This is a genomic window from Flavobacteriales bacterium (assembly GCA_016715895.1).
GTDB lineage: Bacteria > Bacteroidota > Bacteroidia > Flavobacteriales_F > PHOS-HE28 > PHOS-HE28.
Map to the genome: position 1 here is coordinate 1,058,713 of JADJXH010000004.1, position 24,272 is coordinate 1,082,984.

22 protein-coding genes and 1 tRNA gene are annotated in these 24,272 nt (G+C 66.6%); 15 read left to right on the plus strand and 8 right to left on the minus strand.

What is annotated here, in order from left to right; all coding sequences use genetic code 11:
- Positions 1 to 73: 73 nt before the first annotated feature.
- Entirely contained in the window at positions 74 to 1,429 is a 1,356-nt protein-coding gene (gene gdhA / locus IPM49_13125) for an NADP-specific glutamate dehydrogenase (GenBank protein MBK9275462.1), read from the minus strand.
- 79 nt (positions 1,430 to 1,508) lie between these two features.
- The gene (gene dprA, locus IPM49_13130; protein MBK9275463.1) at positions 1,509 to 2,648 is read right to left on the minus strand and encodes a DNA-protecting protein DprA; all 1,140 of its coding nucleotides are present in this window, start codon (positions 2,646 to 2,648) and stop codon (positions 1,509 to 1,511) included.
- 105 nt (positions 2,649 to 2,753) lie between these two features.
- On the opposite strand from dprA, the gene IPM49_13135 reads away from it, so the two are divergent.
- The 7 genes from IPM49_13135 (at position 2,754) to IPM49_13165 (ending at position 9,269) form a co-directional block, all read left to right on the plus strand.
- On the plus strand, positions 2,754 to 5,153 hold the full coding sequence (locus IPM49_13135) for a TonB-dependent receptor (protein MBK9275464.1): 2,400 nt from the start codon (positions 2,754 to 2,756) through the stop codon (positions 5,151 to 5,153).
- 3 nt (positions 5,154 to 5,156) lie between these two features.
- A complete protein-coding gene (gene kdsB, locus IPM49_13140; protein ID MBK9275465.1) occupies positions 5,157 to 5,906 on the plus strand; it encodes a 3-deoxy-manno-octulosonate cytidylyltransferase in 750 nt (249 codons plus the stop codon).
- A 14-nt stretch (positions 5,907 to 5,920) separates the two neighbouring features.
- On the plus strand, positions 5,921 to 6,961 hold the full coding sequence (locus IPM49_13145; GenBank protein ID MBK9275466.1) for an SPOR domain-containing protein: 1,041 nt from the start codon (positions 5,921 to 5,923) through the stop codon (positions 6,959 to 6,961).
- A gap of 55 nt (positions 6,962 to 7,016) precedes the next feature.
- On the plus strand, positions 7,017 to 7,412 hold the full coding sequence (locus IPM49_13150; GenBank protein MBK9275467.1) for a hypothetical protein: 396 nt from the start codon (positions 7,017 to 7,019) through the stop codon (positions 7,410 to 7,412).
- Entirely contained in the window at positions 7,412 to 8,050 is a 639-nt protein-coding gene (locus IPM49_13155) for a hypothetical protein (protein ID MBK9275468.1), read from the plus strand. The genes IPM49_13150 and IPM49_13155 overlap by 1 nt, the downstream gene beginning before the upstream one ends.
- Positions 8,047 to 8,565, plus strand: a complete 519-nt coding sequence (locus tag IPM49_13160) for an acyl-CoA thioesterase (GenBank protein MBK9275469.1) — start codon at positions 8,047 to 8,049, stop codon at positions 8,563 to 8,565. Before IPM49_13155 ends, IPM49_13160 begins: the two co-directional genes overlap by 4 nt.
- Positions 8,566 to 8,663: 98 nt before the next feature.
- Complete coding sequence (locus IPM49_13165) at positions 8,664 to 9,269, plus strand: c-type cytochrome (GenBank protein ID MBK9275470.1); 606 nt, start codon at positions 8,664 to 8,666, stop codon at positions 9,267 to 9,269.
- A 77-nt stretch (positions 9,270 to 9,346) separates the two neighbouring features.
- Here the strand turns inward: IPM49_13165 and IPM49_13170 are convergent, their stop codons facing one another.
- Entirely contained in the window at positions 9,347 to 9,709 is a 363-nt protein-coding gene (locus IPM49_13170; protein ID MBK9275471.1) for a hypothetical protein, read from the minus strand.
- Positions 9,706 to 10,683: a glycosyltransferase family 9 protein gene (locus IPM49_13175; GenBank protein ID MBK9275472.1), complete on the minus strand. Its 978-nt coding sequence runs from the start codon at positions 10,681 to 10,683 to the stop codon at positions 9,706 to 9,708. Before IPM49_13175 ends, IPM49_13170 begins: the two co-directional genes overlap by 4 nt.
- Before the next feature lie 133 nt (positions 10,684 to 10,816).
- On the opposite strand from IPM49_13175, the gene IPM49_13180 reads away from it, so the two are divergent.
- A complete protein-coding gene (locus IPM49_13180; GenBank protein ID MBK9275473.1) occupies positions 10,817 to 11,590 on the plus strand; it encodes a TatD family hydrolase in 774 nt (257 codons plus the stop codon).
- 124 nt (positions 11,591 to 11,714) lie between these two features.
- Positions 11,715 to 12,743, plus strand: a complete 1,029-nt coding sequence (locus IPM49_13185; protein ID MBK9275474.1) for a type I asparaginase — start codon at positions 11,715 to 11,717, stop codon at positions 12,741 to 12,743.
- 544 nt (positions 12,744 to 13,287) lie between these two features.
- Here IPM49_13185 and IPM49_13190 read toward each other — a convergent pair.
- Positions 13,288 to 13,378, minus strand: a tRNA-Ser gene (locus IPM49_13190).
- A 70-nt stretch (positions 13,379 to 13,448) separates the two neighbouring features.
- Here IPM49_13190 and dusB point away from each other — a divergent pair.
- Complete coding sequence (gene dusB / locus IPM49_13195) at positions 13,449 to 14,441, plus strand: tRNA dihydrouridine synthase DusB (protein MBK9275475.1); 993 nt, start codon at positions 13,449 to 13,451, stop codon at positions 14,439 to 14,441.
- On the opposite strand, the gene IPM49_13200 is transcribed toward dusB, so the two are convergent.
- Positions 14,417 to 15,661: an ABC transporter permease gene (locus IPM49_13200; protein MBK9275476.1), complete on the minus strand. Its 1,245-nt coding sequence runs from the start codon at positions 15,659 to 15,661 to the stop codon at positions 14,417 to 14,419. The genes dusB and IPM49_13200 overlap by 25 nt on opposite strands.
- Positions 15,662 to 15,713: 52 nt before the next feature.
- Here IPM49_13200 and IPM49_13205 point away from each other — a divergent pair, with 52 nt between their 5' ends.
- Positions 15,714 to 16,409, plus strand: coding sequence for a PorT family protein (locus IPM49_13205; protein MBK9275477.1), 696 nt, complete (start codon positions 15,714 to 15,716; stop codon positions 16,407 to 16,409).
- Positions 16,410 to 16,418: 9 nt separating this feature from the next.
- On the opposite strand, the gene IPM49_13210 is transcribed toward IPM49_13205, so the two are convergent.
- Both IPM49_13210 and rbfA read right to left on the minus strand, forming a co-directional pair.
- Positions 16,419 to 17,228: a class I SAM-dependent methyltransferase gene (locus tag IPM49_13210; protein MBK9275478.1), complete on the minus strand. Its 810-nt coding sequence runs from the start codon at positions 17,226 to 17,228 to the stop codon at positions 16,419 to 16,421.
- Positions 17,229 to 17,340: 112 nt separating this feature from the next.
- Complete coding sequence (rbfA, locus tag IPM49_13215; GenBank protein ID MBK9275479.1) at positions 17,341 to 17,679, minus strand: 30S ribosome-binding factor RbfA; 339 nt, start codon at positions 17,677 to 17,679, stop codon at positions 17,341 to 17,343.
- A 56-nt stretch (positions 17,680 to 17,735) separates the two neighbouring features.
- Here rbfA and IPM49_13220 point away from each other — a divergent pair, with 56 nt between their 5' ends.
- From IPM49_13220 to infB, 4 genes are all read left to right on the plus strand, one after another.
- Positions 17,736 to 19,586: an ABC transporter ATP-binding protein gene (locus IPM49_13220; GenBank protein ID MBK9275480.1), complete on the plus strand. Its 1,851-nt coding sequence runs from the start codon at positions 17,736 to 17,738 to the stop codon at positions 19,584 to 19,586.
- Positions 19,587 to 19,707: 121 nt separating this feature from the next.
- Positions 19,708 to 20,154 carry a ribosome assembly cofactor RimP gene (locus tag IPM49_13225; protein MBK9275481.1) on the plus strand — a complete coding sequence of 149 codons (447 nt, stop codon included), beginning with the start codon at positions 19,708 to 19,710 and terminating at the stop codon, positions 20,152 to 20,154.
- Between the two features lie 7 nt (positions 20,155 to 20,161).
- Positions 20,162 to 21,400, plus strand: coding sequence for a transcription termination/antitermination protein NusA (gene nusA, locus IPM49_13230; GenBank protein MBK9275482.1), 1,239 nt, complete (start codon positions 20,162 to 20,164; stop codon positions 21,398 to 21,400).
- Between the two features lie 38 nt (positions 21,401 to 21,438).
- Complete coding sequence (infB, locus tag IPM49_13235; protein ID MBK9275483.1) at positions 21,439 to 24,108, plus strand: translation initiation factor IF-2; 2,670 nt, start codon at positions 21,439 to 21,441, stop codon at positions 24,106 to 24,108.
- The last annotated feature ends 164 nt before the right edge of the window (positions 24,109 to 24,272 follow it).

Below are 24,272 nucleotides of genomic sequence, written 5' to 3' on the forward strand. Positions count from 1 at the left end.
GGCGGCCGTGTGGCGGCCGAATGAAGAAGCCCCGACCAATGGCCGGGGCTTCCTGTTGGTGTGCGGTCGCTACTTACACCACGCCCTGGTCCAGCATCGCATCGGCCACTTTCACGAAGCCGGCGATGTTGGCGCCCTTCACGTAGTTAATGCCCTTGCCCTCCTTGCCGTGCTTCACGCAGGCGGCGTGGATGTTCTTCATGATGCTGTGCAGGCGCTGGTCCACCTCCTCGCGGGTCCAGCTCAGGCGCAGGCTGTTCTGGCTCATTTCCAGGCCGCTGGTGGCCACGCCACCGGCGTTGCTGGCCTTGCCGGGGGCGAAGGCCACACCCGCGGCATGGAACACCTCGATGCCTTCCGGGGTGGTGGGCATGTTGGCGCCTTCGGCCACATATTTCACGCCCTTCTTCACCAGGTCTTTCGCGTTCTTGCCGTCGAGCTCGTTCTGCGTGGCGCAGGGCAGGGCCACGTCGCACTTGGCCACCACGTCCCACACGCGCGCGCCCTTCTTGTAGGTGACGCCCTTGAACTTCTTGGCGTACTCCTCGATGCGGCCGCGCTTCACGTTCTTCAGCTCCATGAGGAAGGCGAGCTTCTCGGCGTTGATGCCGGCGGGATCGTAGATGCTGCCGTCGCTGTCGCTGGCGGTCACCACCTTGGCGCCCAGCTGGGTGGCCTTCTGGATGGCGTACTGGGCCACGTTGCCGCTGCCGCTCACCGCCACGGTCTTGCCCTTGAAGCCGGTCTTGTTGTGCTTCATCATCTCCTCGGCGAAGTACACGCAGCCGTAGCCGGTGGCCTCGGGACGGATCAGCGAACCGCCCCAGGTGATGCCCTTGCCGGTGAACACGCCGGTGAACTCGTTGCGCAGGCGCTTGTCCTGGCCGTACATGAAGCCGATCTCACGGCCGCCCACGCCGATGTCGCCGGCAGGCACGTCGGTGAACTGGCCGATGTGGCGCCATAGCTCGGTCATGAAGCTCTGGCAGAAGCGCATCACCTCGCCGTCGCTCTTGCCCTTGGGGTCGAAGTCGCTGCCGCCCTTGCCACCGCCCATGGGCAGGGTGGTGAGGCTGTTCTTGAAGGTCTGCTCGAAGCCCAGGAACTTCAGGATGCTGAGGTTGACGCTGGGGTGGAAGCGCAGGCCGCCCTTGTAGGGGCCGATGGCGCTGTTGAACTCGATGCGGTAGCCGCGGTTCACCTGGGTCTGGCCCTTGTCGTCCACCCAGGGTACCCGGAACATGATCACGCGCTCGGGCTCCACCATGCGCTCCAGGAGCATCTTGCCCTTGTACTTGGGGTTGGCCTCGATGAAGGGGATCACCATTTCGGCCACCTCATGCACCGCCTGGAGGAACTCCGGCTCGTTGCCGTTGCGCTTCTTCACCTCGGCCATGAAGGCGTCCACCGCCTTGTTCGACTTTGCCATCTGGGGATGTTTGGTTGTGCTTCCGGTTGGGAAAAGCGCGGCAAAGGTAGATGGGGGGCACGCACCCGCAACAGCGGTCCTAGTGCAGCTCGTAGAGCTTGCCCGGCAGGCTTCGCACCACGCCGCTGAACTCCAGGTTCAGGAGCAGGGTGGCCGCCTTGCCGGGGTGGAGCCGACTGCGCAGGCACAGGTCATCGATGCCCACCCGGCCACCGGCGCGAAGCAGCTCCACGAGCTGTTGCTCCTCGGGGCCCAGGACCGCGAAGAGGGCTTGCTGGGCGGGCGCCTTCCGCTTGGGCGCCTTCGCGTTCCAGTCCATCCGGGTGAGCAGGTCGGCCGCGCTGGTGATCAGGGCGGCCTTGTGCTGCTGGATGAGCCGGTTGCATCCCTCGCTGCGGGCATCGCCGGGCCTCCCGGGCACCGCCATCACCTCGCGGTCGTAGCTGTCGGCGATGTCGGCGGTGATGAGGCTGCCGCCCTTGGGGCCGCTCTCCACCACCACGGTGCAATCACTGAGCCCGGCGATGATGCGGTTGCGGGCGGGGAAGTTGCCGGGCGCGAAGGGCGAGCCGCTGGGCAGCTCGCTGACCACGGCCCCGTGGGCGGCAAGCTCACGGGCGGTGGCGGCATGCTCGGCGGGATAAAGCTTGTCCAGGCCATGCGCCACACAGGCCACGGTGGGCAGGCCCTGCTTGAGGGCGGTCCGGTGGGCCACGATGTCGATCCCGTAGGCCAGGCCGCTGACGATGGTGGCGTTCACCGCGCGAAGGCCTTCGACCAGCTCGGCGCAGAAGCGCTTGCCGTGTTCGGTAGGGGTGCGGGTGCCCACGATGCTCACCATGCGCGTGGCGTCCAGGTCGGCGGGACCGCGCACGTACAGCAGCACCGGGGCGTCCTCGGCCTGTGACAGCCTTTTGGGGAAATCGGCATCGAGGTAAAAGAGCGGCCGCAACCCGTGCTTTCTCACATAGGCCAGTTCCCGTTCCGCAGCGGGGAGCACTGCGCGGTCGGTGACGCTGGCGGCCAGCTTGGGCCCGATGCCCGGGACCTTCTCCAGGGAGCGGCGCACCTTGGGGTCGGTGAACAGGGCATCCACCCCGCCGCAGTAGGCCACCAGGTTGCGGGCGTTCACCGGGCCGATGCCCTTCAACAGGCCCAGGGCGATGCGGTGCACCCAGGTGCGGTCGTCCACGGCCGGGGCTGACGGGCTTGACGTCATGGTGGTCCCGCCCAAGATAACCGCACACCCGATCGTGGAGGAGCGGCGATGTGCCCGCGGGGGCGGGCCGGTGGGTTTGGCTACTTTCGACCCGCCACCAGACCCATGAGGAACCCCTTCGCCTGCCTTGCCCTGCTGCTCGGGGCCGGCATGCAGGCCCAAGAGCAGGCCGTCCTGCAGGGCCGCATCACCGACACCGCTTCGGGCATCGGCCTGATCGGTGTGAACGTGCTCGCCGGGCCCGGAAAGGGCACCGCCACCGACGCCAACGGCGATTACCGCCTGTCCCTGGACGCCGGGGAGCGGTCCATCACCTTCACCCTGCTCGGCTATGCCAATGAGACCCGCAGCGTGGTCCTTGTGGGAGGGCAGGAGACCCGTCTGGACGTGGCCATGCGCGCCTCGGCCACGCAATTGGACATGGTGGTGGTGACCGCGGGCAAGTTCGAACAGCGCGTGGGGGAGGTGAGCCAGAGCCTCAGCGTGCTGCGCCCCGAGGTGATCCAGAACAAGAACATCACCAACGTGAACGAGGTGCTGGGGCAGGTCCCCGGCGTGGTGATCATCGACGAGGACCCGCAGATCCGCGCCGGCAGCGGCTTCAGCTACGGGGCCGGCAGCCGGGTGATGGTGCTGGTGGACGACCTGCCCGTGCTGAGCGGCGACATCGGCCGCACCTCCTGGAGCATCGTGCCCACCGAGAACGTGGAGCAGATCGAGGTGATCAAGGGCGCCAGCAGCGTGCTCTACGGCAGTGCCGCGCTCAGCGGGGTCATCAACGTGCGCACCGCGTATCCCCGCGAAGAGCCCATGACCCGGGTGAACGCGTTCGCCGGCGTGTATGACACCCCGCGGAACAAGGAGGCGCGGCCGCGCACCGACCGCCCGGCGTTCCTCGGAGGCACCAACTTCTTCCACAGCCAGCGGTTCGGCCAATGGGATGTGGTGCTCGGCGGCAACCTGGTGTGGGACGAAGGGTTCCTGGGCCCCGAATCGGTGGGCAAGGACACGCTGAACCGCGACGACCCCAAGTACAGCACGCCCGCAGGCTACGACCACCGCGTGCGGGTGAACGGCGGGGTGCGCTACCGGCACAAGAAGGTCAAAGGCCTCAACTACGGCGTCAACGCCAACGCCATCCGGGCGGATAACACCAGCGTGTTCATTTGGGATGATGCGGGCGACAACATCTACCGCGCGGAGAACGGCACGGTGACCAACACGCAGGGGATGCAGTACTACGTGGACCCCTACGTGAACTACCTGAGCGACAAGCAGACGCGCCACAGCCTGCGCGGCCGCTACTTCAACCAGAAGTTCGACAACAGCGGGAACCAGAGCAACGCCAGCCACTTCCTCTACGGGGAGTATCAGGCCCAGCAGCGCGTGGACATCTGGGGCGAGACGGTGCTCACCGGCGGCATCGTGGCGCAGCGCACCCGCTCGGTGGCCCTGTTGTACAGCGGAAACCCCGATGGCGATGATGAGAACACCGCCACCAACACCGCCGCCTACCTCCAGGTGGACAAGAAGCTGATCAAGGAACGGCTGGCGTTGAGCGCAGGTGTGCGCTACGAGAGCTTCTCGGTGAACGAGGACCAGCAGGCCGTGCCTGTGTTCCGTGCGGGGGGCACCTACCGGGTGCTGAAGGGCACCTTCGTGCGGGCCAGCTATGGGCAGGGCTTCCGCTTCCCCACCATCGGCGAGCGCTTCATCCGCACCAACGTGGGCCAGCTCAACATCTACCCCAATCCCGACCTGGAGCCGGAGGAGAGCTGGAACGCCGAGGCCGGCATCAAGCAGGGCTTCCGCATCGGCGGCTTCACAGGCTATTTCGACGCGGTGTACTTCCAGCAGGAGTACAGCCGCTACATCGAGTTCACCTTCGGGCAGTGGGCCGTGCCCACCTTCACCAACTTCGCCGGACTGGGCTTCAAGTCGGTGAACACCGGCAACGCGCGGGTGAGCGGGGTGGAGCTGGAGCTGGCCGGCAAGGGCAAGGTCGGTGCCGTGGACCTCATGGTGCTGGCCGGCTACACCTGGTCGAAGCCCATCACCACCACTCCGGACGAGGTGTACGCGCAGCCCGTGATCCAGGGCTACCCGCCCTCCACCTACCGCAACACCAGCTATGATGCCAGCGACGACCTGCTGAAGTTCCGCGTGGAGCATCTGTTGCGCGTCGATGTGCAGGCCGAATGGCGGCGGCTCAACGCCGGCTTCAGCGTGCGCTACAACAGCCATGTGCGCAACATCGACAAGGTGTTCGTGGACCTGGACGAGAGCGCCGTGGAGCTCACCGCGCTGCGGACCGGCGTGGGCGAATGGATGGCCACGCGCCGCAGCGGCGACACGGTCCTGGACGCGCGGGTGGGGGTCCGGGTGGGTGCGAACAACCGGGTCTCCATGGTGGTGAACAACCTCACCAACCTCACCTACGCCATCCGTCCCTTGAGCGTGGAGGCACCGCGCAGCTTCCAGCTGCAGTTCAGCCGCAGCATCTAGGCCGTGCGCATCCTGGGCGTCATCCCTGCGCGCTACGGAAGCAGCCGCCTGCCGGGCAAGGTGCTTCTGGACATCGGCGGGCGCAGCATGGTGGCGCGTGTGATCGAACAGGCCCGCCGCTCCACCGGGCTGGCCGCCGTGGTGGTGGCCACCGATGACGAACGGGTGGCCGGGCATGTGCGCGGTCTGAACACCGAGGTCGTGATGACCTCGGCGGACCATCCCAGCGGGACGGACCGGTGTTATGAGGCCTTGGCGAAGGTGGGTCGCGACCGGTACGATGCGGTGGTGAACATCCAGGGCGACGAGCCCTTTCTGGACCCGGCCCAGCTGGACCTGGTGTGCGCCACGCTCGAGCGCCCCGGCGTCCAGGTGGCCACTCTGGCCAAAGCGGTGACCGATGACCGGGAGCTGGACGATCCCGGCGAGGCCCACTTGGTGGTGGACCAGGACCTGAACGCCTTGTACTTCAGCCGGGCGGCCATCCCTTTTCTGCGCGATGAGGTCTCCGGTCCACGGCATCGGGCCTTCCCCTTCCTGAAGCACGTGGGGGTGTACGGATACCGGAGCGAGGTGCTGGAGCGATTGGTGGCGCTGCCGCCGAGCCCCTTGGAACGGGCCGAGCGACTGGAGCAGTTGCGCTGGTTGGAGAACGGGTTCCGCATCACCGTGGCCCTGACGGACCACGACAGCTTCTGCGTGGACACGGAGACCGATCTGGCGGAGGCCAGGCGACGCGCCGCCGCATCGTAATTTGGCCGGCCGCCATGGCCATCGAGCGCGACATCCACGACCTGCTGCATCATCACGACTGCGTGATCGTGCCGCGCTTCGGCGGCTTCCTGGCCCATTACCGCCCAGCCCGGTTGGACGAAGCGCACCGCCTGGTGCATCCACCCGCACGGGAGCTCAGCTTCAACCGGCACCTGGTGCGCAACGACGGGCTGCTGGCCGATCAGCTGGCGCGCCGCACCGGAGCGGGTTTCGATGCGGCCTCGGGCCGGATCGGGGAGGAGGTCGATGGCTGGCGGGAGCGGATCGCCCGTGACCGCCGGCTCGAACTGCCGCGCATCGGCACCTTCTTCACCGACGCCGAGGGCAACCTGCAGTTCGATCCCGACCGACGGGTGAACTACCTGCGCGACGCCTACGGTCTGCGGCCGGTGGCGGCCGTTCCCGTGCCGCGCAAGCAGGCCGCACCCGCCAGCGCCGTGGTGCGTCCGATGACCCGTACGGAGGTGGTGCCCGAGGATGGCCGCCACCCGATGATCTGGGCCGCCGCCGCCGTGGCGGGCCTCGTGTTCCTGCTGGGTGCGGGCTACCTGGTGCGCCACACCTGGGATGCGCCGCAGTTGAGCGCCGTGCTGCCCTGGGGCGGTGAACCGGCGCGCTACGTGAAGCGCGCCATCGAGCGGCCTATGGACACCGAGGTCGACACGGCCTTCCACGTCCCGGTGCCCGATGGCGTTGGTGTGGTGCCCCTTCCTCTTCTGGGGGAAGGCCATGGCCTGGTTCCCGTGCGGCTCGGCGAGGCTCCGGTGGCCGCGATCGACTCCACGCACGTGGCCGTGCCCCTGGTGCCGGAAGCGCGCTACCACGTGATCGGCGGCTGCTTCAGCATCGAGGACAATGCGGGCCGCTTCATCGCCGACATGGCGCAACGCGGATTCCAAGCCCGTGTCATCGACGTGCATGGCGGACTGTACCGCGTGGCCGTGGCCAGCTACACCGACCGGGCGGCGGCGGTGGAGGCTGTGGCGGAACTGAAACAAGGGGTGGTGGAGGGCGCCTGGCTGCTCGTGCACTGACCGGTGTCGGGGCCACTGGGCACCGCACTACATTTGCCGCCCCCGTCCCCGGACCATGGCCCGCCTGGAGCTCGAAGCCTGCACCATCGACCTGCTCGACGGGGACATCGCGCATGTGCATTTCCGCGATGGGCGGACCGTGCAGGTGGAGGAGGTGCGCCACATGTTCGAGGCCCTGGAGGGTGAGCGGAAGGGCCGGAAGGTGCTGCTGCTGGTGAGCGTGGGCGAGGGCACCACGATGTCCAACGAAGCACGGGCCTACGCGAGCAGTCCGGAGAGCAACGTCTATGTGGCCGCGGATGCCATCATCGTGCGCGACTTCAGCCACCAGCTGGCGGCCAATGTGTTCGTGCGGCACCACAAGCCCACGCGGCCCATCCAGATGTTCCCCGACAAGGACAGCGCCCTGGACTGGCTGCGCCAGCATCATCACCTGATCGACCCCTCCTGATGCGCACCCTGTTGTTCCCCCTTCTGCTGGCCGCCGGCCTGCCCATGTCCGCCCAAGTGGTGAAGGAGCCCTCGGCCCGCACCATCAAGCTGGCCAAGTGCGAAGTGACCTGCCTGGCCTTGGCGCCCAAAGGCGATCGCATCCTCGTGGGCACGGACAAGGGCGCCGAGCTGTGGGACATCGAGAGCGGCAAGCGGGTGCAGTCCTTTCCCTATGCGGAGGACGGCAGCACCACGGTGTATCACGCCTCGTTCAACGCCAACGGTGAATTCGTGGTGCTCATCGGGCACAGCGGCAAACGCGAGGTGTGGGATGTGAAGAGCGGCAAGGTCGACAAGACCCTCCAGGGCCATACCTGGATCCCGGACCCACGTGCGGTGAAGGCCATGGGGCTGGACATGAAGAACAGCACCTTCGACCGGTTCTACCAGCAACTGGAGGCGCGTTCCGGTGACATCGTCGCCAAGGCGGTGGAGAAGGGCGCGGTCGAGTTCCGCGATGCGTCGGGCACCGTGGTGCAGAAGCTGTCGTTCCCCGAGAACAAGGACCAGCACCATCGGGCGCCCTGCCTGTTCACCGATGCGCAGTTCGTCACCGGCACGGACGACGGTCGTGTCCTCTTCTTCGACCGCCCATGAACCCGCTCGGCAGCAAGCCGGTGGACGAGAGCCTGGCCGAGACCACGCACTTCGTCCTGCCCAATGACACGAACACCCTGGGCAACCTCTTTGGCGGGCGCCTGCTGCAATGGCTGGACATCGCCTGCGCCATCAGCGCCCACCGGCATTGCAAGCGCGTGGTGGTCACGGTGGCGGTCAACCATGTGAGCTTCGACCGGCCGATCAAGCTGGGCGACCTGGTGACCATCCGCGCCAATGTGAGCCGGGCCTTCGGCACCAGCATGGAGGTGTGGGCCGATGTGTGGGTGGAGGACCAGATGAACGGATCGAGGATCAAGTGCAACAGCGCCATCTACACCTTCGTGGCGGTGGACCAGGCCGGCCAGCCCACGGCGGTGCCCGAGGCGGTGCCCGGCAACGAGGAGCAGCAGAAGCGGTATGATGGAGCGCTTCGGCGGAGGCAGTTGCGGCTCATCCTCAGTGGCAAGATGAAGCCGGGTGACGCCACCGAGCTGAAGGCGCTCTTCGAGTAACATCCGGGTGGGGCTGTGCGTCCCATGCGCAGCGGTGCGGAGGAACGAATGGCTCCCCCATTCCGCGCATTCATCGTTCACCAACACCCACCGGACAAATGGAGAATTCCCGTTCATGGCTGACCGCCGCGACGTTCGTGGCCCTCGTCGCCCTCGTCGCCGCCTGTTCCAACCCCGCACCTGCCCCTGAGCCGGCGCCCGCAGCACCCACAGAGCCCCCGGAGGCCGAGTTGGTCGAGCGAGGCAAGTACCTGGTGGAGATCATGGGTTGCCACGACTGCCATAGCCCGAAGCTCATGGGTCCGCAGGGTCCCTACCCCGACCCCGACCGCCTGCTGAGCGGCCATCCGGCCGGCACGCAGCTGCCCCCGCTGCCGAAGGACAACGCCGGCTGGGCGCTGCTGTCGATGGACCTCACGGCCGCTGTGGGCCCGTGGGGCACCAGCTTCGCCGCCAACCTCACCAGTGACGACAGCGGCATCGGCACCTGGACGGAGGAGCAGTTCAAGCGCGCCATCACCAAGGGCCTGTACAAGGGGCTTGAAGGCTCGCGCCCCCTGCTGCCCCCCATGCCGTGGCAGAACCTGCAGAACCTGAAGGAGGAGGACATCCACGCGATCTTCAGCTACCTGAAGAGCACCAAGCCCGTGGCCAACGTGGTGCCGCCGCCCGTTCCGCCTTCCGCGCCGCCCGCGGGCGCCTGAAGCAGCCGACCTCACGTGCGAAGGACCTCCGATGGCCGGAGGTCCTTCGTGCCTTTTCGGGAGCTGCGCAGCGGCCGTTAGAGCCCGTCCTCGAGCGTGGCCGCGTCGAACAGGTCGCCCGTGGCGGTGTCCATCGCGCGCAGCCCCAGCTCGCGCAGCAGGGCCGCCACGCCGGCGGCGCTGTGCTCGCCCCCGTGCACGTGCACCAGGATGTATCGCACCTGCATCGCGTTCTCCATGTGCAGCTGAAGGCTGAGGTCCAAGCCCGGGGCCTTCACGAAGAACCAGTCGTTGTCCTGCGGATCGGCCATGGGGAAGACCGTGCGGATCCGAAGGGCGAGCTCCTCGCGCGCGCCGATCGGACGCGGCCTGAAATCCTCCGGGATCTCGTTCGCTGTGCGCACGGGAGGAAGGTCCTGGATGTAGATGTCCCAGCTCACGAGGCGGCCAGTTGGGCGATGCGCTGCACGTCCTGCTTCTCCATGCAGTGGAAGTGGCCCTTGGGGCAGTGGCCGAAACCAAGTTTGCTGCAGGGCCGGCAACCGAGCCCCGCGACCTCCACCACATGGGCCTGCTGCGGATGCACAGGCTGGTAGGGTCCCATGCCGAAGGCGGGCACGGTGCTGCCCCACACGCTCACCACCGGCCTGCCGAGCGCGCAGGCGATGTGCATGGCCCCGCTGTCGTGCGCGATCACGGTGCGCGCCCTGCGGATCAGCGAAGCGCTGCCCAGCAGGTCGTAGCGGCCCGTGGCATCGTAAACCCGGGCACCGATGGCGTCACCGATGGCCCGGGCCACCGGGTTGTCCTGCGCGGAACCGATGAGCACGATGGGCCCTTCGATGGCCTTGGCCAGCGCGATGAGCTTGTGGGGGGGCAGTCGTTTGGTGGCATGTGCCGCGCCGATGGCCAGCGCCGTATAGCCGGCGCGATGCGTCTCGGGCAGGGCCTCTGGGGGCACCTCACGATCCGGGGGGATGATCAGCTCAAGCCCGCGGCCATCGTTCGTCACGCCCAGGTCGGCCACCGTGTCCAGGTAGCGGTCCACGATGTGCGCGCGGGGCATGCGGTCGATGCGCAGGTTCACCAGCAGCCACTTCTCCACGTTCAGCTTGTTGAAGCTGCGGGCCGGCGCGCCCAGGGCCCGCTTGATCCGTGCGGTGCGCAGGTTGTGGTGCAGGTCGATCACCCGGTCGAAGCGTTCGGCCTTCAGCTGACGGATCAGTGCGCCGAGGTCGTCCCCCAGTTCGTGCACCTGGTCCACATGCGGGTTGAAGCGCAGCAGATCGGCGAAGGCGCTCTTGGTGGCCACGTGCACCTCCGCATCCGGTGCCTGCTGCTTCAGGCAGCGCAGCACCGGGCTGGTGAGCACGATATCGCCGATGGAGGAGAAGCGGAGGACGAGGATCTTCATGCGCCCGCAGAGCGGCCCGAAAGGTAGGCTCCTGTGCTGCGTGCGCTGTGCCTGCCGACCGTTTGGGACCTGATGTGGGTCGCACCGGCCCACGACCTGTCCCGCCAAGGCGGGATGCCCTTACTTCGCCCCGATGTTCGTCGACACCCACGCCCACCTTTACCACAAGCAGTTCGACGGTGATCGTGAGGCCATGCTCGCGCGCGCCATCGCCGCCGGTGTGGACAGGTTCTTCCTGCCCAACATCGATCGGGAGAGCATCGATGGCATGAACGCCCTGGCGGCGGCGCATCCCGACCACTGCTTCCCGATGATGGGCCTGCACCCCTGTTCCGTGGGTGAGCACAACGCGGAGGTGATGGCCGTGATGGAGCGCGAGCTGCGCACGGGCCGGTACTGCGCAGTAGGCGAGATCGGCATCGACCTCTACTGGGACAAGACCTGGCTTGTGGAGCAGCGGGAGGTGTTCCGCCAGCACATCCGGTGGGCGAAGGAGCTGCACCTGCCCATCGTGATCCACTGCCGCAACAGCTTCGCCGAGACCATCGCCATCGTGGAGGAGGAGAAGGATGAGCACCTGCGCGGCGTGTTCCACTGCTTCGGGGGCACGGTGGAGGAGGGGCGCAGGATCCTCGCACTGGACGGGTTCCTCTTGGGCATCGGCGGGGTGATCACCTACCCGAAGAGCGGCCTCGCCCAGGTGATGGCCGAGCTGGGTCCGGACCGCTGTGTCCTCGAGACCGACGCGCCCTACCTCGCGCCCGTGCCGCACCGCGGCAAGCGCAACGAGAGCAGCTACATCCCGCTGGTGGCCGCCGAGCTGGCGAAGGCCACGGGCCGCACCGTGGAGGAGATCGCACGCATCACCACGGCCAATGCGGAGGCCTTGTTCGGGTTGAACCACTGATGGACACGGATGCACACTGATATGCTCGAAAGCAGTTCGAGAGCGGCCGGTCCCTCCGGCAGTGCGCGACCAAGCGTTCATCTGTGTCCATCTGTGTTATTCTGTGGTTGAATTCACCGTGCCCATGACCCAGCGTTCCGTCCTGATCATCTACACCGGAGGCACCATCGGCATGTGGGCCGACCCGCGCACGGGCGCTCTGCGCCCCATGGACCTGGAGCACCTGGAGGAGCAGGTGCCCGAGCTGGAGCGCGTGGGCGTGAAGCTCGGTTCCGTGGCCTTCGAGAAGCCCATCGACAGCAGCGACATGCGCCCGGCCGACTGGGTGCGTGTGGCGACGATCATCGGTACGCACTACGACAGCTACGACGGCTTCGTGGTGCTGCACGGCAGCGACACCATGGCCTACACGGCCAGTGCGCTCAGCTTCCTGCTCGAAGGCCTGGCCAAGCCGGTGGTGCTCACCGGCTCGCAGCTGCCCATCGGCACCATCCGCACCGATGCGAAGGAGAACCTGATCACCGCCATCGAGATCGCCGCGGCCACCGGGAACGACCGGCCCATCGTGCCCGAAGTGGCGGTGTACTTCGAATACAGCCTGTACCGCGGCAACCGCACCGTGAAGGTGCATGCCGAGCGGTTCGAGGCCTTCCGCAGCCCCAACTACCCACGCCTGGCCGAGGCGGGCGTGCACATCCGCTACGATCGCAACGCCGTGCTGCCCCTGCGGACCGGTCCGCTGAAGGTGCACACCACGGTGGACGATCGCGTGGGCGTGCTGCGGCTCTTCCCCGGCATCCGTCCGGACTGGGTGCGCCATGCCCTCGCCACGCCTGACCTGCGCGCCGTGGTGCTCACCACCTTCGGCAGCGGCAACGGCCCCACCGACGAGGCCTTCCTCGATGCCCTGCGCGATGCCACGGAGCGGGGTGTGCTGCTGGTGAACGCCACCCAATGCGTGGGCGGCCGGGTGGAGCAGGGCCGCTACCAGACCAGCCGGGCCTTTGTGGACATGGGCATGCTCAGCGCCCATGACATGACGGTGGAGGCGGCCGTCACCAAGCTCATGTTCCTGCTGGGCCAGGGCCTCAGCGACGACCTGGTGCGCGAACGGTTCCAGCGCCCGCTGTGCGGGGAGGTGAGCGTGGGGTAGGAACGGTGTGCTTGCACCGATGTAGTGCTATGACTGAAGTCAGTTGAGCGTTCGATCGATGGGAGCTCTGTACATCATATTGCTCGCGCTCTTCGGTGTCGCGATGGTTTACATCGGAACGACTTTCCTTGGTCGCGTTTCACGGTGTCTCTTGCGCTGGTACCGCAGAGGTGACAAGCGGGAATTGGAGGAAGGAGAACCGTGGCCGCCTGAACAATAGGACTTTGCCTCTCGGAGTGAGGGATTGCGCGAGACGCGCTTTCCCGGAGGGGGGAGGGCTTCGATCAGCCCGGCTCCGCTTCGCGGCCCGGCTTGTTGTTCCCGGTCGCGTTCGCGAACGAGCTCGCACGCACCCAGGAACAACAGGCCCCGCTTTCGCGAGGCTGATCGGCGGAGAGAGAGGGATTGCGCGAGACGCGCCTTCCCGGAGGGGGAGGCTACAAGCCATGCCCGCTGCGCGGGCAGGTGTTCATTCCGGTCCGCTTTGGTGAGCAAGCTCACCACGCTTCCCGGAACGAACACGCCCCGCTTTCGCGGGGCGGCTTGGCGGAGAGAGAGGGATTCGAACCCCCGATACCCTGTTAAGGTATACGCACTTTCCAGGCGCGCGCCTTCAACCACTCGGCCATCTCTCCGGATGGGGGCGCAAAAGTAGTGAACCGGGCGTGGGCGTGGCCATCCCGTACCTTTGCCGGCCTTTCGCTCATGCCCCGCATCGGCTCCATCGAGCTGCCGGAGTTCCCGTTGTTGCTGGCCCCCATGGAGGACGTCAGCGACCCGCCCTTCCGTGCGCTGTGCAAGCAGCACGGGGCCGACCTGATGTACACCGAGTTCATCAGCAGCGAGGGCCTCATCCGCAAAGCCGCCAAGGGGCTGAAGAAGCTCGACATCTTCGAGGCCGAGCGCCCCATCGGCATCCAGCTGTTCGGGGGCAGCGAGGACGCCATGGAGGAGGCCGCGCGCATTGCCGAGGCCGCCGGTCCCGACCTGATCGACATCAACTATGGCTGCCCCGTGCACAAGGTGGTGAGCAAGGGCGCCGGCGCCTGCCTGCTGCTCGATGTGGATAAAATGGTGCGCCTCACCGAGAAGGTGGTGAAGGCCGTGAAGCTGCCCGTGACCGTGAAGACGCGCCTGGGCTGGGACGACAAGAGCAGGAACATCCTCGAGGTGGCCGAACGCCTGCAGGATGTGGGCATCGCCGCGCTCAGCATCCACGGCCGCACGCGCGCCCAGCTGTACAAGGGCCCGGCCGACTGGACGCTCATCGGTGAAGTGAAGAACAACCCGCGCATGCACATCCCCATCTTCGGCAACGGCGATGTGGACACACCGGAGAAGGCCGTGGAGAACCGCGCCCGCTACGGTGTGGACGGTGTGATGATCGGCCGCGCGAGCATCGGCCACCCGTGGATCTTCAACGAGATCAAGCACTACATGGCCACAGGCACGCACCGCACCCCGCCCACCGTGGCCGACCGTGTGGAGGCCGCACGCCAGCACCTGCGCAGTTCACTGGCCTGGAAGGGCCCATGGGAGGGCGTGGTGGAGATGCGGCGCCACTATGGCAACTACCTGAAGGGTCTGCCCAACGTGAAGGAGGTGCGCCTGCGCCTGTGCACCGAGCGCGATCCCGCCATCATCGAGGCCATCCTGGACGAGGTGAAGGCGACCTACGCTCTGGCGGCGGTGGCGTAGAGGAAGCGGCGGCTCAGCGCGCGCAGCGGCAGCCAGGTGGTCAACAGTCCGATCACGGACACGGCACCGATCACGAGCAGCAGGTCCCCTGGCAGCACCTGCACCGGATAGCTGTCCACCACCGAGCCGCTGAGGGTGAGCAGCCCGAACCGTTGCTGGGCCCAGCAGAGCCCCAACCCCAGTGCAAGTCCCGCCACGGCGCCGACGCCCACGATCAGCAGGCCTTCGATCAGGAACACGCGCCGCACCAGCCGGTCATCCGCGCCCAGGGCCATCAGGGTCCGCATGTCGCCCTGCTTGTCGATCATCATCATCGTCAGCGAGGCGATGATGTTGAACGCGCCGATGAGGCCGATGAAGCTCAGCACCACGAAGGTGAACCACTTCTCGCTGGCGTTGGTGCTGTACATCAGCGCGTTCTTCTGGTTCCGGGTGCGCACCACATACCGGTCGCCCAGCGCGTGGCGCAGCGCGTCGGCCGCACGATCGGTGTCCGCCCCATCGGGCAGTTGCAGTTCCATCGCGCTGGCCTCCCGTTCGTAGTGGAGCAGGGTGGCGCCGAGGTCAAGGGGCAGCAGCACGTAGCGCGTGTCGAACTCCATGTTGATGCTGAAGGTGCCGCTCACGGCCACATCGGCCTGTTCGAAGGCGCGCCGCTGGTAGGTGCTGAGCTTGCGACCGCGCACCGGGGCGCTGATGCGCAGCGGTGTCAGGATGCCGTCGTCCAGGGGCACACCGAGGTCCATCTTCAGGCCGAGCCCCAGCAGCGCCGAAGGTCCCTGCACCCCTTCCAGCACGGGTTCGCCGCTGAACAGGTGGCGTTCCATGCCGCTCATGGCCAGGTACTGCGGTTCCACGGCCTTCAGGGTGGCCACCGCCTGCTGGCCGTTGCACTGCAGCAGCACGTTCTCCTCGATCACCCAGCTGGCCCGTTCGGCCCCTGCGGCCGTGCGCAGCGCCTCCACGTCCAGGCTGTCGCGCCACAGCGTCTTCCCACGGGCCGGCGTGATGGTGAGGTCCTGGTCGAAGGGGCTGTAGATGGAGTCCACGAGCTGGTTGATGCCGTTCAGTGTGCTGAGCACCACCACCATGGCCCCGGTGACCACCGCCACCACCACGATGCTGATCCAGGTGATCAGATTGATCGCGTTGGTGCGCCGCCCGGCCGCCTTGCGGGAGGCCAGCAGATACCGACGGGCGAAAAGGAGGGGCAGGTTCACGGCGTGAAGATCGTTCGCCGCATAACTTCGAAGGGCGCAGCTCCCCAAGGTCATGAAACCCATCCTCATATGCCTGACCCTGCTCCCGGCGGCGGTGCTTGGTCAGTGGCAGCTTTCCGTGTTCGGCGGGGCGGGTCTTGGTCGACTGCCCACCGATCTCATGCCGGCTACCGGTCGCGGCGAGTCTCAGAAGATCTTCTTCGGCACTAGTTGGTCGGCCGGTCTCCAGGTTCGCCACGTCCTAAGTGGGCCGCTGCATTTCGCGACGGGCATCCATTGGACCTGCATCAGCGGTCGGGATGAGTATTGGATCGGCGAGTTCATGCCCAATTCGGCGGAGCGTAGGTTGGGCTATGTGTCGCTGCCCATGCTGGTGGAGGTTGATGCATGGCGCCTACAGCTTGGCGCGGGCTTTCAATGCGGTTATCTGGCCGCGCAGAAGGGCCGCTTCATCCGCGACCTCATGTTCGTGCCTGGCTCCACCACGGTGACAGAGACGCGGGAACTCGGCTTGCGCGCCTTCGACATCGGGCTCGCGGCCAAGCTCACGACAACGATCGCTGAACGATGGAACGTCGGCATTCGCTTTTACCGAGGGCTTGCCGACATCAAGGACCATACGGACGGACAGCTCTCACCACTGTGGACGCAGCAACTGATCGCGGTGGTGGCCTATCGCATCCTGCCGAAGGGGAGGAGGTCCAAGCAGGGGGCGACTTCCATTCCGGAACCTGATCCGGCGGACTGAACGCCTACTTCACCTCCAAGCCCTTACGATCAACCCCGTGCCCGTGGCGTGCTTCATGGACACATCAAGCCAGTTGAGCACGTAGGCGACCGGGTAGGTGATGAGGTAGTACGCGGGCAGGATGAGGAAGAAGAGCTTGCTGGTGTTGAGCAGCAGCAGCGGCCACTTCATGCTGAGGCGCCAGCTGATCTTGCCCGGGGTGCCGTAGCTGTAGCGCGCCTCCACCCTGCTGAAGCCGTTGCGCAGGCACTTCGCCTTCAGGTCGTCGATGTTGTAGCCGTCGCGCACGTGCTCCTCGATGAAGGAGCCCTCGCCCTCGTCGTGCACATCGCTGCCGCCCTGGTCGCTCGGCGTGCTGATGACGAGCATGCCGCCGGGTTTCAGCGAGCTGCTGTAGCAGCGCAGTGCCGCCTCATCCTCCAGGATGTGCTCCATCACGTCCACGCACACCACCAGGTCGAAGGCCCCGGGCTGCTGGAAGCGCGTCACGTCGCCCACCTGGAACGTCACCTGCGGGCGGCCGATGGCCTGGAAGAAGCCTTTGCAGTCCGCCACCTGTTCCTCCTTGACATCGATGGCGGTGATGCGCGCTTGGGGCAGCCGCCCGCTGATCCAGTAGCTGTACTGGCCGTAGCCCGCGCCGGCATCGTAGATGTGGAGGGCCTTGTCGCGCTTGTCCCGGGCCCAGGCCTTGAGCTCCTTGTGCACATGCCAGGCGCGCAGCAGCAGCAGGTCCAGCAGGCCGTAGAACAGCTTGCGCAGGAAGGGCGAGCGGTTGAAGACGGAGCCGAGCTGGCGCTTGACGGGGTCGTATTGCATGGTCAATTCTCAAGGCTCAAGCTCAACCGCCCAAGCCCAAAGCGCACCGCACAAGTACCCTGTGAACGGTTGTGACCGGCTTTGGGCTTGACGCTTGAGACCTGAAGCTTCGTCATTTCTTCAGCAGCTTGTCGATCGCCTCCGCCCGGTCGAGGGAGTCGTCGATGTAGAAGAGCAGTTCGGGCACCACGCGCATCTGCTTGCCGATGCGGCGGCCCAGGAGCCCCCGTAGGTGGTGGGCCTCGTCGCGGATGCGGTCGAGCGCGGCCTGCTTGTCCTTCACGGGGAACAGGCTGAGGTAGGCCTTGGCCACGCCCAGGTCGGGGCTCACGCGCACGGCGCTCACAGTGATGAGGCTGCCGGGCAGGAGGCGCTGTCCCTCGGTCTGGAACACCCCGGCGAGCTCCTCCTGCAGCAGGCTGTTCACCTTGTTCTGTCGGATGCTGTCCATCGGCGGCGAAGATACCGGGCCGCCGCGGCGTGGGCGGCTACCTTTGGCCCCGCCCTGTGGAAGCGGGGATGCACGGCATGCGCAACTTCTTCCGCGTCCTGCGCTACGCGCGGCCCTACCGGGGTTACGCGGTGCTCAACGTGGTGTTCAACCTGGCGAGCACCGTGTTCCACCTGGGCTCGCTGCTGGTCTTCATCCCCTTCCTCAACCTGCTCTTCGGCCAGGCGCCGCCGCCCACCGCCCGGCCCGTGGTGGACCTCAGCCTGGAGGGCCTCAAGCGCCTGCCTGAGCTCTTCAACTGGCGGATGGCGGCCTACATCCTGGAGCACGGCCAGATGGGCGGGCTGGTCTTCATCTGCGTGGTGGTGGCCCTGTGCTTCCTGCTGAAGAACCTCTTCCGGTATTTCGCGCTCTGGGCCATCGGCATCCTGCGCAACCGGGCGGTGCGTGACCTGCGCAACGAGGTGTACGACAAGATCCTGGACCTGCCCATGCGCTTCCATACCGGTGAACGCAAGGGGAACACCATCGCGCGCATCACCAACGATGTGCAGGAGGTGGAGTTCAGCATCATGAACTACATCGAGATGGTGTTCCGCGAGCCGATCACCATCACGCTGTCCCTGGCGCTGATGATCGGCATTTCGTGGAAGCTCACGCTCATCGCCCTGCTGCTGCTGCCACTGAGCGGGCTGTTGATCGGCCGCATCGGCAAGAGCCTGCGCAAGGAAGGCCTCCGGGCGCAGCAGAAGGCCGCCGACCTGTTGAGCACCGTGGAGGAGACCCTCACCGGCATGCGGGTGGTGAAGGCCTTCAACGGCGAGGAGCAGATGCGGCGGCGGTTCCGGCGCGAGAACGAGATGCTCAACAAACTGAACGTGTTCACGCTGCGGCGGCGCGACATGGCCTCGCCGTTGAGCGAGTTCCTGGGGGCCTTGGTGATGGTGACGCTGGTGTATCTGGGCGGCAGCCTGGTCATCGGGCAGGACCCCAGCCTGAGCGGGGGCGCCTTCATCGGCTACATCATCCTCTTCAGCCAGCTGCTGGCGCCCGCCAAGAGCTTCACCACGGGCTACTACTGGATCCGCAAGGGGGGGGCCAGTGCCGAGCGCATCTTCGAACTGCTGGCCGTGGAGAACAGCGTGAAGGAGCGCCCCGATGCCAGGCCCATCGCCGCCTTCACCGACCGCGTGGTGTTCGAGGGCGTGCAGTTCGCCTACGACGAGCGGCCCGTGCTGCGCACCGTGGACCTGGTGCTGCCCAAGGGCCGCAGCGTGGCGCTGGTGGGCACCAGCGGAGGAGGCAAGAGCACGCTCGCCGGTCTGCTGCCGCGGTTCTACGACGTCACCGGTGGTCGTGTGCTGATCGACGGCCACGATGTGCGGGACCTGAAGCTCAAGGACCTGCGGGCCCTGATGGGCATCGTGACCCAGGACAGCATCCTGTTCAACGACACGGTGGCCAACAACATCGCCTTCGGGCAGCCCGGGGTGGCCACGGCCGAGATCGAGCGCGCGGCCCGGATCGCGAACGCGCACGACTTCATCCTGCGCTTGGAGAACGGGTATCAGACCGGCATCGGCGACATGGGCAATCGCCTGAGCGGCGGGCAGAAACAGCGCCTGGCCATCGCCCGGGCCGTGCTGAAGAACCCGCCGATCCTGATCCTGGACGAGGCCACCAGCGCGCTGGACACCGAGAGCGAACGGCTGGTGCAGGACGCGCTCTTCCGGATGATGGAGGGGCGCACCAGCCTGGTGATCGCGCATCGGTTGAGCACCATCCAGCACTGCGACGAGATCTGCGTGGTGGTGGACGGCGCCATCGTGGAGCGGGGCACGCACGCCGTGCTGCATGCCTCCGGGGGGCACTATCGCCGGTTGTGCGACATGCAGGCCTTCGACTGATCCGCTTGGCCGTTCGGCGCTGTTGCGTACATTTGCACCGTCAGTCGGTTGAGCGAGGAAGAGGGGACCGCCCCTCTTTTTTGTTCCCCGGCGGTCAGGCACAATGATCACCGAAGGCCACATGCGGGAATTGGTGGAGCGCCATCTGGCGGGCACCGGTCATTTCCTGGTGGACGTGGAGGTGCGCCCCGGCGACAAGGTGGTGGTGGAGGTGGACGACCCCCAGGCCATCACCCTGGAGCAGCTGGTGGCGCTGAACCGCGCCCTGCGCGACGACCTGGACGCCCAGGGGCACGACCTGGAGCTTCAGGTGGGCAGCCCCGGCATGGGCCGCCCCTTCAAGGTGCCCGCCCAGTACGCCAAGCACACCGGCCGCCTGGTGGTGGTGAAGCTCGCCGACGGCCGTGCCCTCGAGGGGCGGCTGGAGGCGGTGGAGGCCACCCGCCTGCACCTGCGGCCGCTGCTCCCGAGCAAGGTGAAGGGCCGGCCCGACAAGCTGGACGACGATGTGCTTGCACTGCCTTTCGCCGACATCCGATCCACACAAGCCAGCCTAAAGTTCAAATGACCGTGCCATGAGCACCGTGAACCTCATCGAATCCTTCGGGGAATTCAAGGACATCAAGAACATCGACCGGGTGACCATGATGGGCATCCTGGAGGATGTGTTCAGGGGTGTGGTGAAGAAACGTTTCGGCGAGGAGGCCAACGTGGACATCATCATCAACCCCGACAAGGGCGACCTGGAGATCTGGCTCAACCGCGTGATCGTGGAGGACGGCATGAGCGAGGACGACAACCTGGAGATCGAGCTCAGCGAGGCCCGCAAGATCGAGCCCGACTTCGAGGTGGGCGAGGAGGTGAGCCAGGAGGTGAAGATCGCCGACTTCGGCCGCCGCAACATCCTCAGCCTGAAGCAGAACCTGCAGAGCCGCATCCTGGAGCTCGAGAAGGACCACCTGTACAACAAGTACAAGGAGCGGGTGGGCGAGATCATGACCGGCGAGGTGTACCAGGTGTGGAAGCGCGAGACGCTCATCTTGGACGATGAGGGCAACGAGCTCATCCTGCCCAAGGACCAGCAGATCAAGAGCGACTTCTTCAAGAAGGGCGACAGCGTGCGGGCGGTAGTGTGGAAGGTGGAGATGCGCAACAACACGCCGGTGGTGATCCTGAGCCGCACGGCGCCGGAATTCCTGGCCAAGCTGTTCGAGCAGGAGGTGCCCGAGGTGGCCGACGGCCTCATCACCATCAAGCGCATCGTGCGCGAGCCGGGTGAACGGGCCAAGGTGGCCGTGGAGAGCTACGACGACCGCATCGATCCGGTGGGCGCCTGCGTGGGCATGAAGGGAAGCCGCATCCACGGCATCGTGCGCGAGCTGCGCAACGAGAACATCGACGTGATCAACTTCACCAGCAACGAGCAGCTGTTGATCCAGCGGGCGCTGAGCCCGGCCAAGATCGGCAACATCAAGCTCGACGTGGAGCACAAGCGCGCCGAGGTGTACATGAAGCCCGATCAGGTGGCCCTCGCCATCGGCAAGGGCGGCCACAACATCAAGCTCGCCAGCCGCCTCACCGGTTACGAGATCGATGTGTACCGCGAGACCGATGAGGTGACCGACGATGTGGACCTGGAGGAGTTCGCCGACGAGATCGAGCACTGGATCATCGACGAACTGAAGACCATCGGTTGCGACACGGCGCGCAGTGTGCTGGACATCCCGGTGGATGAGCTGGTGAAGCGCACCGACCTGGAGGAGGAAACGATCAATGAAGTGGTGCGGATCCTGAAGGCCGAGCTGGAGAGCTGAGCCGGGGGACCGCACGGAGAACGGACAACGCGAACTGAATGAGCGAAGCAGCTGACAAAGGTGTGCGGTTGAGCAAGGTGGCCCGCGAGTTCAACCTCGGGCTCCACACCGTGGTGGAGTTCCTGGAGAAGAAGGGCCACAAGGTGGAGAGCAACCCCAACACCAAGATCGCCGGGGACCTCTACGACCTGCTGTTGGCCGAGTTCGGTACGGACAAGGCCATCAAGGAGCAGAGCAAGGCCACCGTGCAACTGCGTCAGGAGCGGGAGACGATCAGTCTCGCGCCCGAGAAGCCGGCCGCCCGACCGGTGGCGGAGGAGCCCGCGCCGGCCCCGACGCCCGCGGCTGCTGAGCCCGCCGCCGCACCGGAGGTGAAGCCCGCCGCCGAGACCATCAAGGCCCGGGTGGAGAAGCCTTCGGTGAAGGTGCTGGACAAGATCGACCTGACCGCGCGCAAGAAGACGCCCGCCTCGCGCAGCACCGCTGAAGCGGCCCCGGCACCCGAGCCGCCCCCTGCCGCGCCTCCCGCCGCGCCGCCCGCACCGGTGGCCCCGCCGACGCCGGCCGCCCCCGCCGAACCGGAGCTCATCCGTGCGCGGGCCGAGAAGCTCACCGGCCCCAAGACCGTGGGCAAGATCGAGCTGCCGGTGGAGAAGGAACGCAAGCCGGCCGACCGCGGCGACCAGGGTGGCGAACGCGGGCGCCGCAAGCGCATCGTGAAGCCCGGTCCGGTGAACGTGGACAGGGCCGTGCAGCAGGAGCAGCGCGATGCCGCCAGCCGCCCCGGCGGCCGTCCCGGCGAGCTCGACGAGAACGCCGTGAAGAAGAAGGTGAGCGAGACCCTCGCGCGCCTCACCGGCGGCAAGAGCAAGGGCGCGAAGATCCGCCGCGACAAGCGCGCCGAGCGCTTCCAGCGCTTCGAGGAAGAGCAGGCCGCCCGCGAGCTGGCCGGCAAGACCCTCAAGGTCACCGAGTTCGTCACCGCCAGCGAACTGGCCTCCATGATGGGCGTGCCCGTCACCGACATCATCAAGGCCTGCTTCAGCCTGGGCCTCATGGTGAGCATCAACCAGCGCCTCGACGCGGAGACGCTGTCCGTGATCGCCGACGAGTACGGCTTCAAGGTGGAGTTCGTGGGCGCCGAGGTGCAGGAGAACATCCCCATGGAGGCCGACGATGAGCGCCGCATGGTGCCACGTCCGCCCATCGTCACCGTGATGGGCCACGTGGACCACGGCAAGACCTCCCTGCTGGACTACGTGCGCAATGCCAACGTGGTGGCCGGTGAGGCCGGGGGCATCACCCAGCACATCGGGGCCTACAGTGTGCAGCTCAAGAACGGCAAGCACATCACCTTCCTGGACACCCCGGGCCACGAGGCCTTCACGGCCATGCGCGCCCGCGGCGCCCAGGTGACGGACATCGCCATCATCGTGATCTCGGCGGACGACAGCGTGATGCCGCAGACGCGGGAGGCCATCAACCACGCGCAGGCCGCCGGCGTGCCGATGGTCTTCGCCCTCAACAAGATCGACAAGGAGGGGGCCAACCCCGACAAGATCCGCGAGGAGCTCAGCCAGATGAACATCCTGGTGGAGGAGTGGGGCGGCAAGTTCCAGAGCCAGGAGATCAGCGCCAAGAAGGGCATCGGCATCGAGAACCTCCTGGACAAGGTCCTGCTGGAGGCCGAGATGCTGGACCTGAAGGCCGACCCCGCCAAACGCGCCATGGGCGTGGTGATCGAGAGCACCCTGGAGCAGGGCCGCGGCTATGTCACCACCATCCTGGTGGAAGGCGGCACCCTGCGGAAAGGCGACGTGCTGCTGGCCGGTCAGTTCAGTGGGCGCGTGCGCAACATGTTCAACGAACGCGGGCAGGCCGTCAACGATGCGGGCCCCTCCACCCCGGTCTCCATCCTGGGCCTGGACGGCGCGCCCAATGCGGGCGATCATTTCTATGTGCTGGAGGATGAGCGCGAGGCCCGCCAGATCGCCACGCGGCGGCAGCAGCTGCAGCGTGAACAAGGCATCCGCACGCACAAGCACATCACCCTGGACGAGATCGGCCGCCGCCTCGCCATCGGCGACTTCAAGGAGCTCAACATCATCGTGAAGGGCGATGTGGACGGCTCGGTGGAGGCGCTCACCGACTCGCTGCTCAAGCTCAGCACCGAGAAGATCAAGGTGAACGTGATCCACAAGGCCGTGGGCCCCATCGCCGAGAGCGATGTGCTGCTGGCCACCGCCTCGGACGCCATCATCATCGGCTTCCAGGTGCGGCCCACCCCCGGCGCACGCAAGCTGGCCGAGACCGAGGAGATCGACATCCGCATGTACTCCATCATCTACGACGCCATCGAGGAGATCAAGCAGGCCATGGAGGGCATGCTCGCGCCCAAGGAGGTGGAGAAGGTGGTGGGCACCGCCGAGGTCCGCGAGACCTTCAAGATCAGCAAGGTGGGTACGGTGGCCGGCTGCTTCGTGCTCGACGGCAAGCTCAAGCGCACCAACAAGGTGCGCGTGATCCGCGACGGCATCGTGGTGTACACCGGCGACCTCGGCAGCCTCAAGCGGTTCAAGGACGACGTGAAGGAGGTGACCCACGGCTACGAGTGCGGCCTCAACGTGGAGAAGTTCAACGACATCAAGGTGGGCGACCACATCGAAGCCTTCGAGCTCGTGGAGGTGAAGCAGACGCTGAACGACTGACCGGTGCACCGCACCGATGGCCGCGGGGCCGCCCATTGGGCGGCCCCGTCGCGTTCAGGCGGTGACGCGATCAGGGGCGATGGTGGTCATCGACCGCCGGGGCCTCCGCGACGCTTGGGTTCGGGAAGTATGTATGGCCATGCATACTTCGGCCGTGGGCCTAT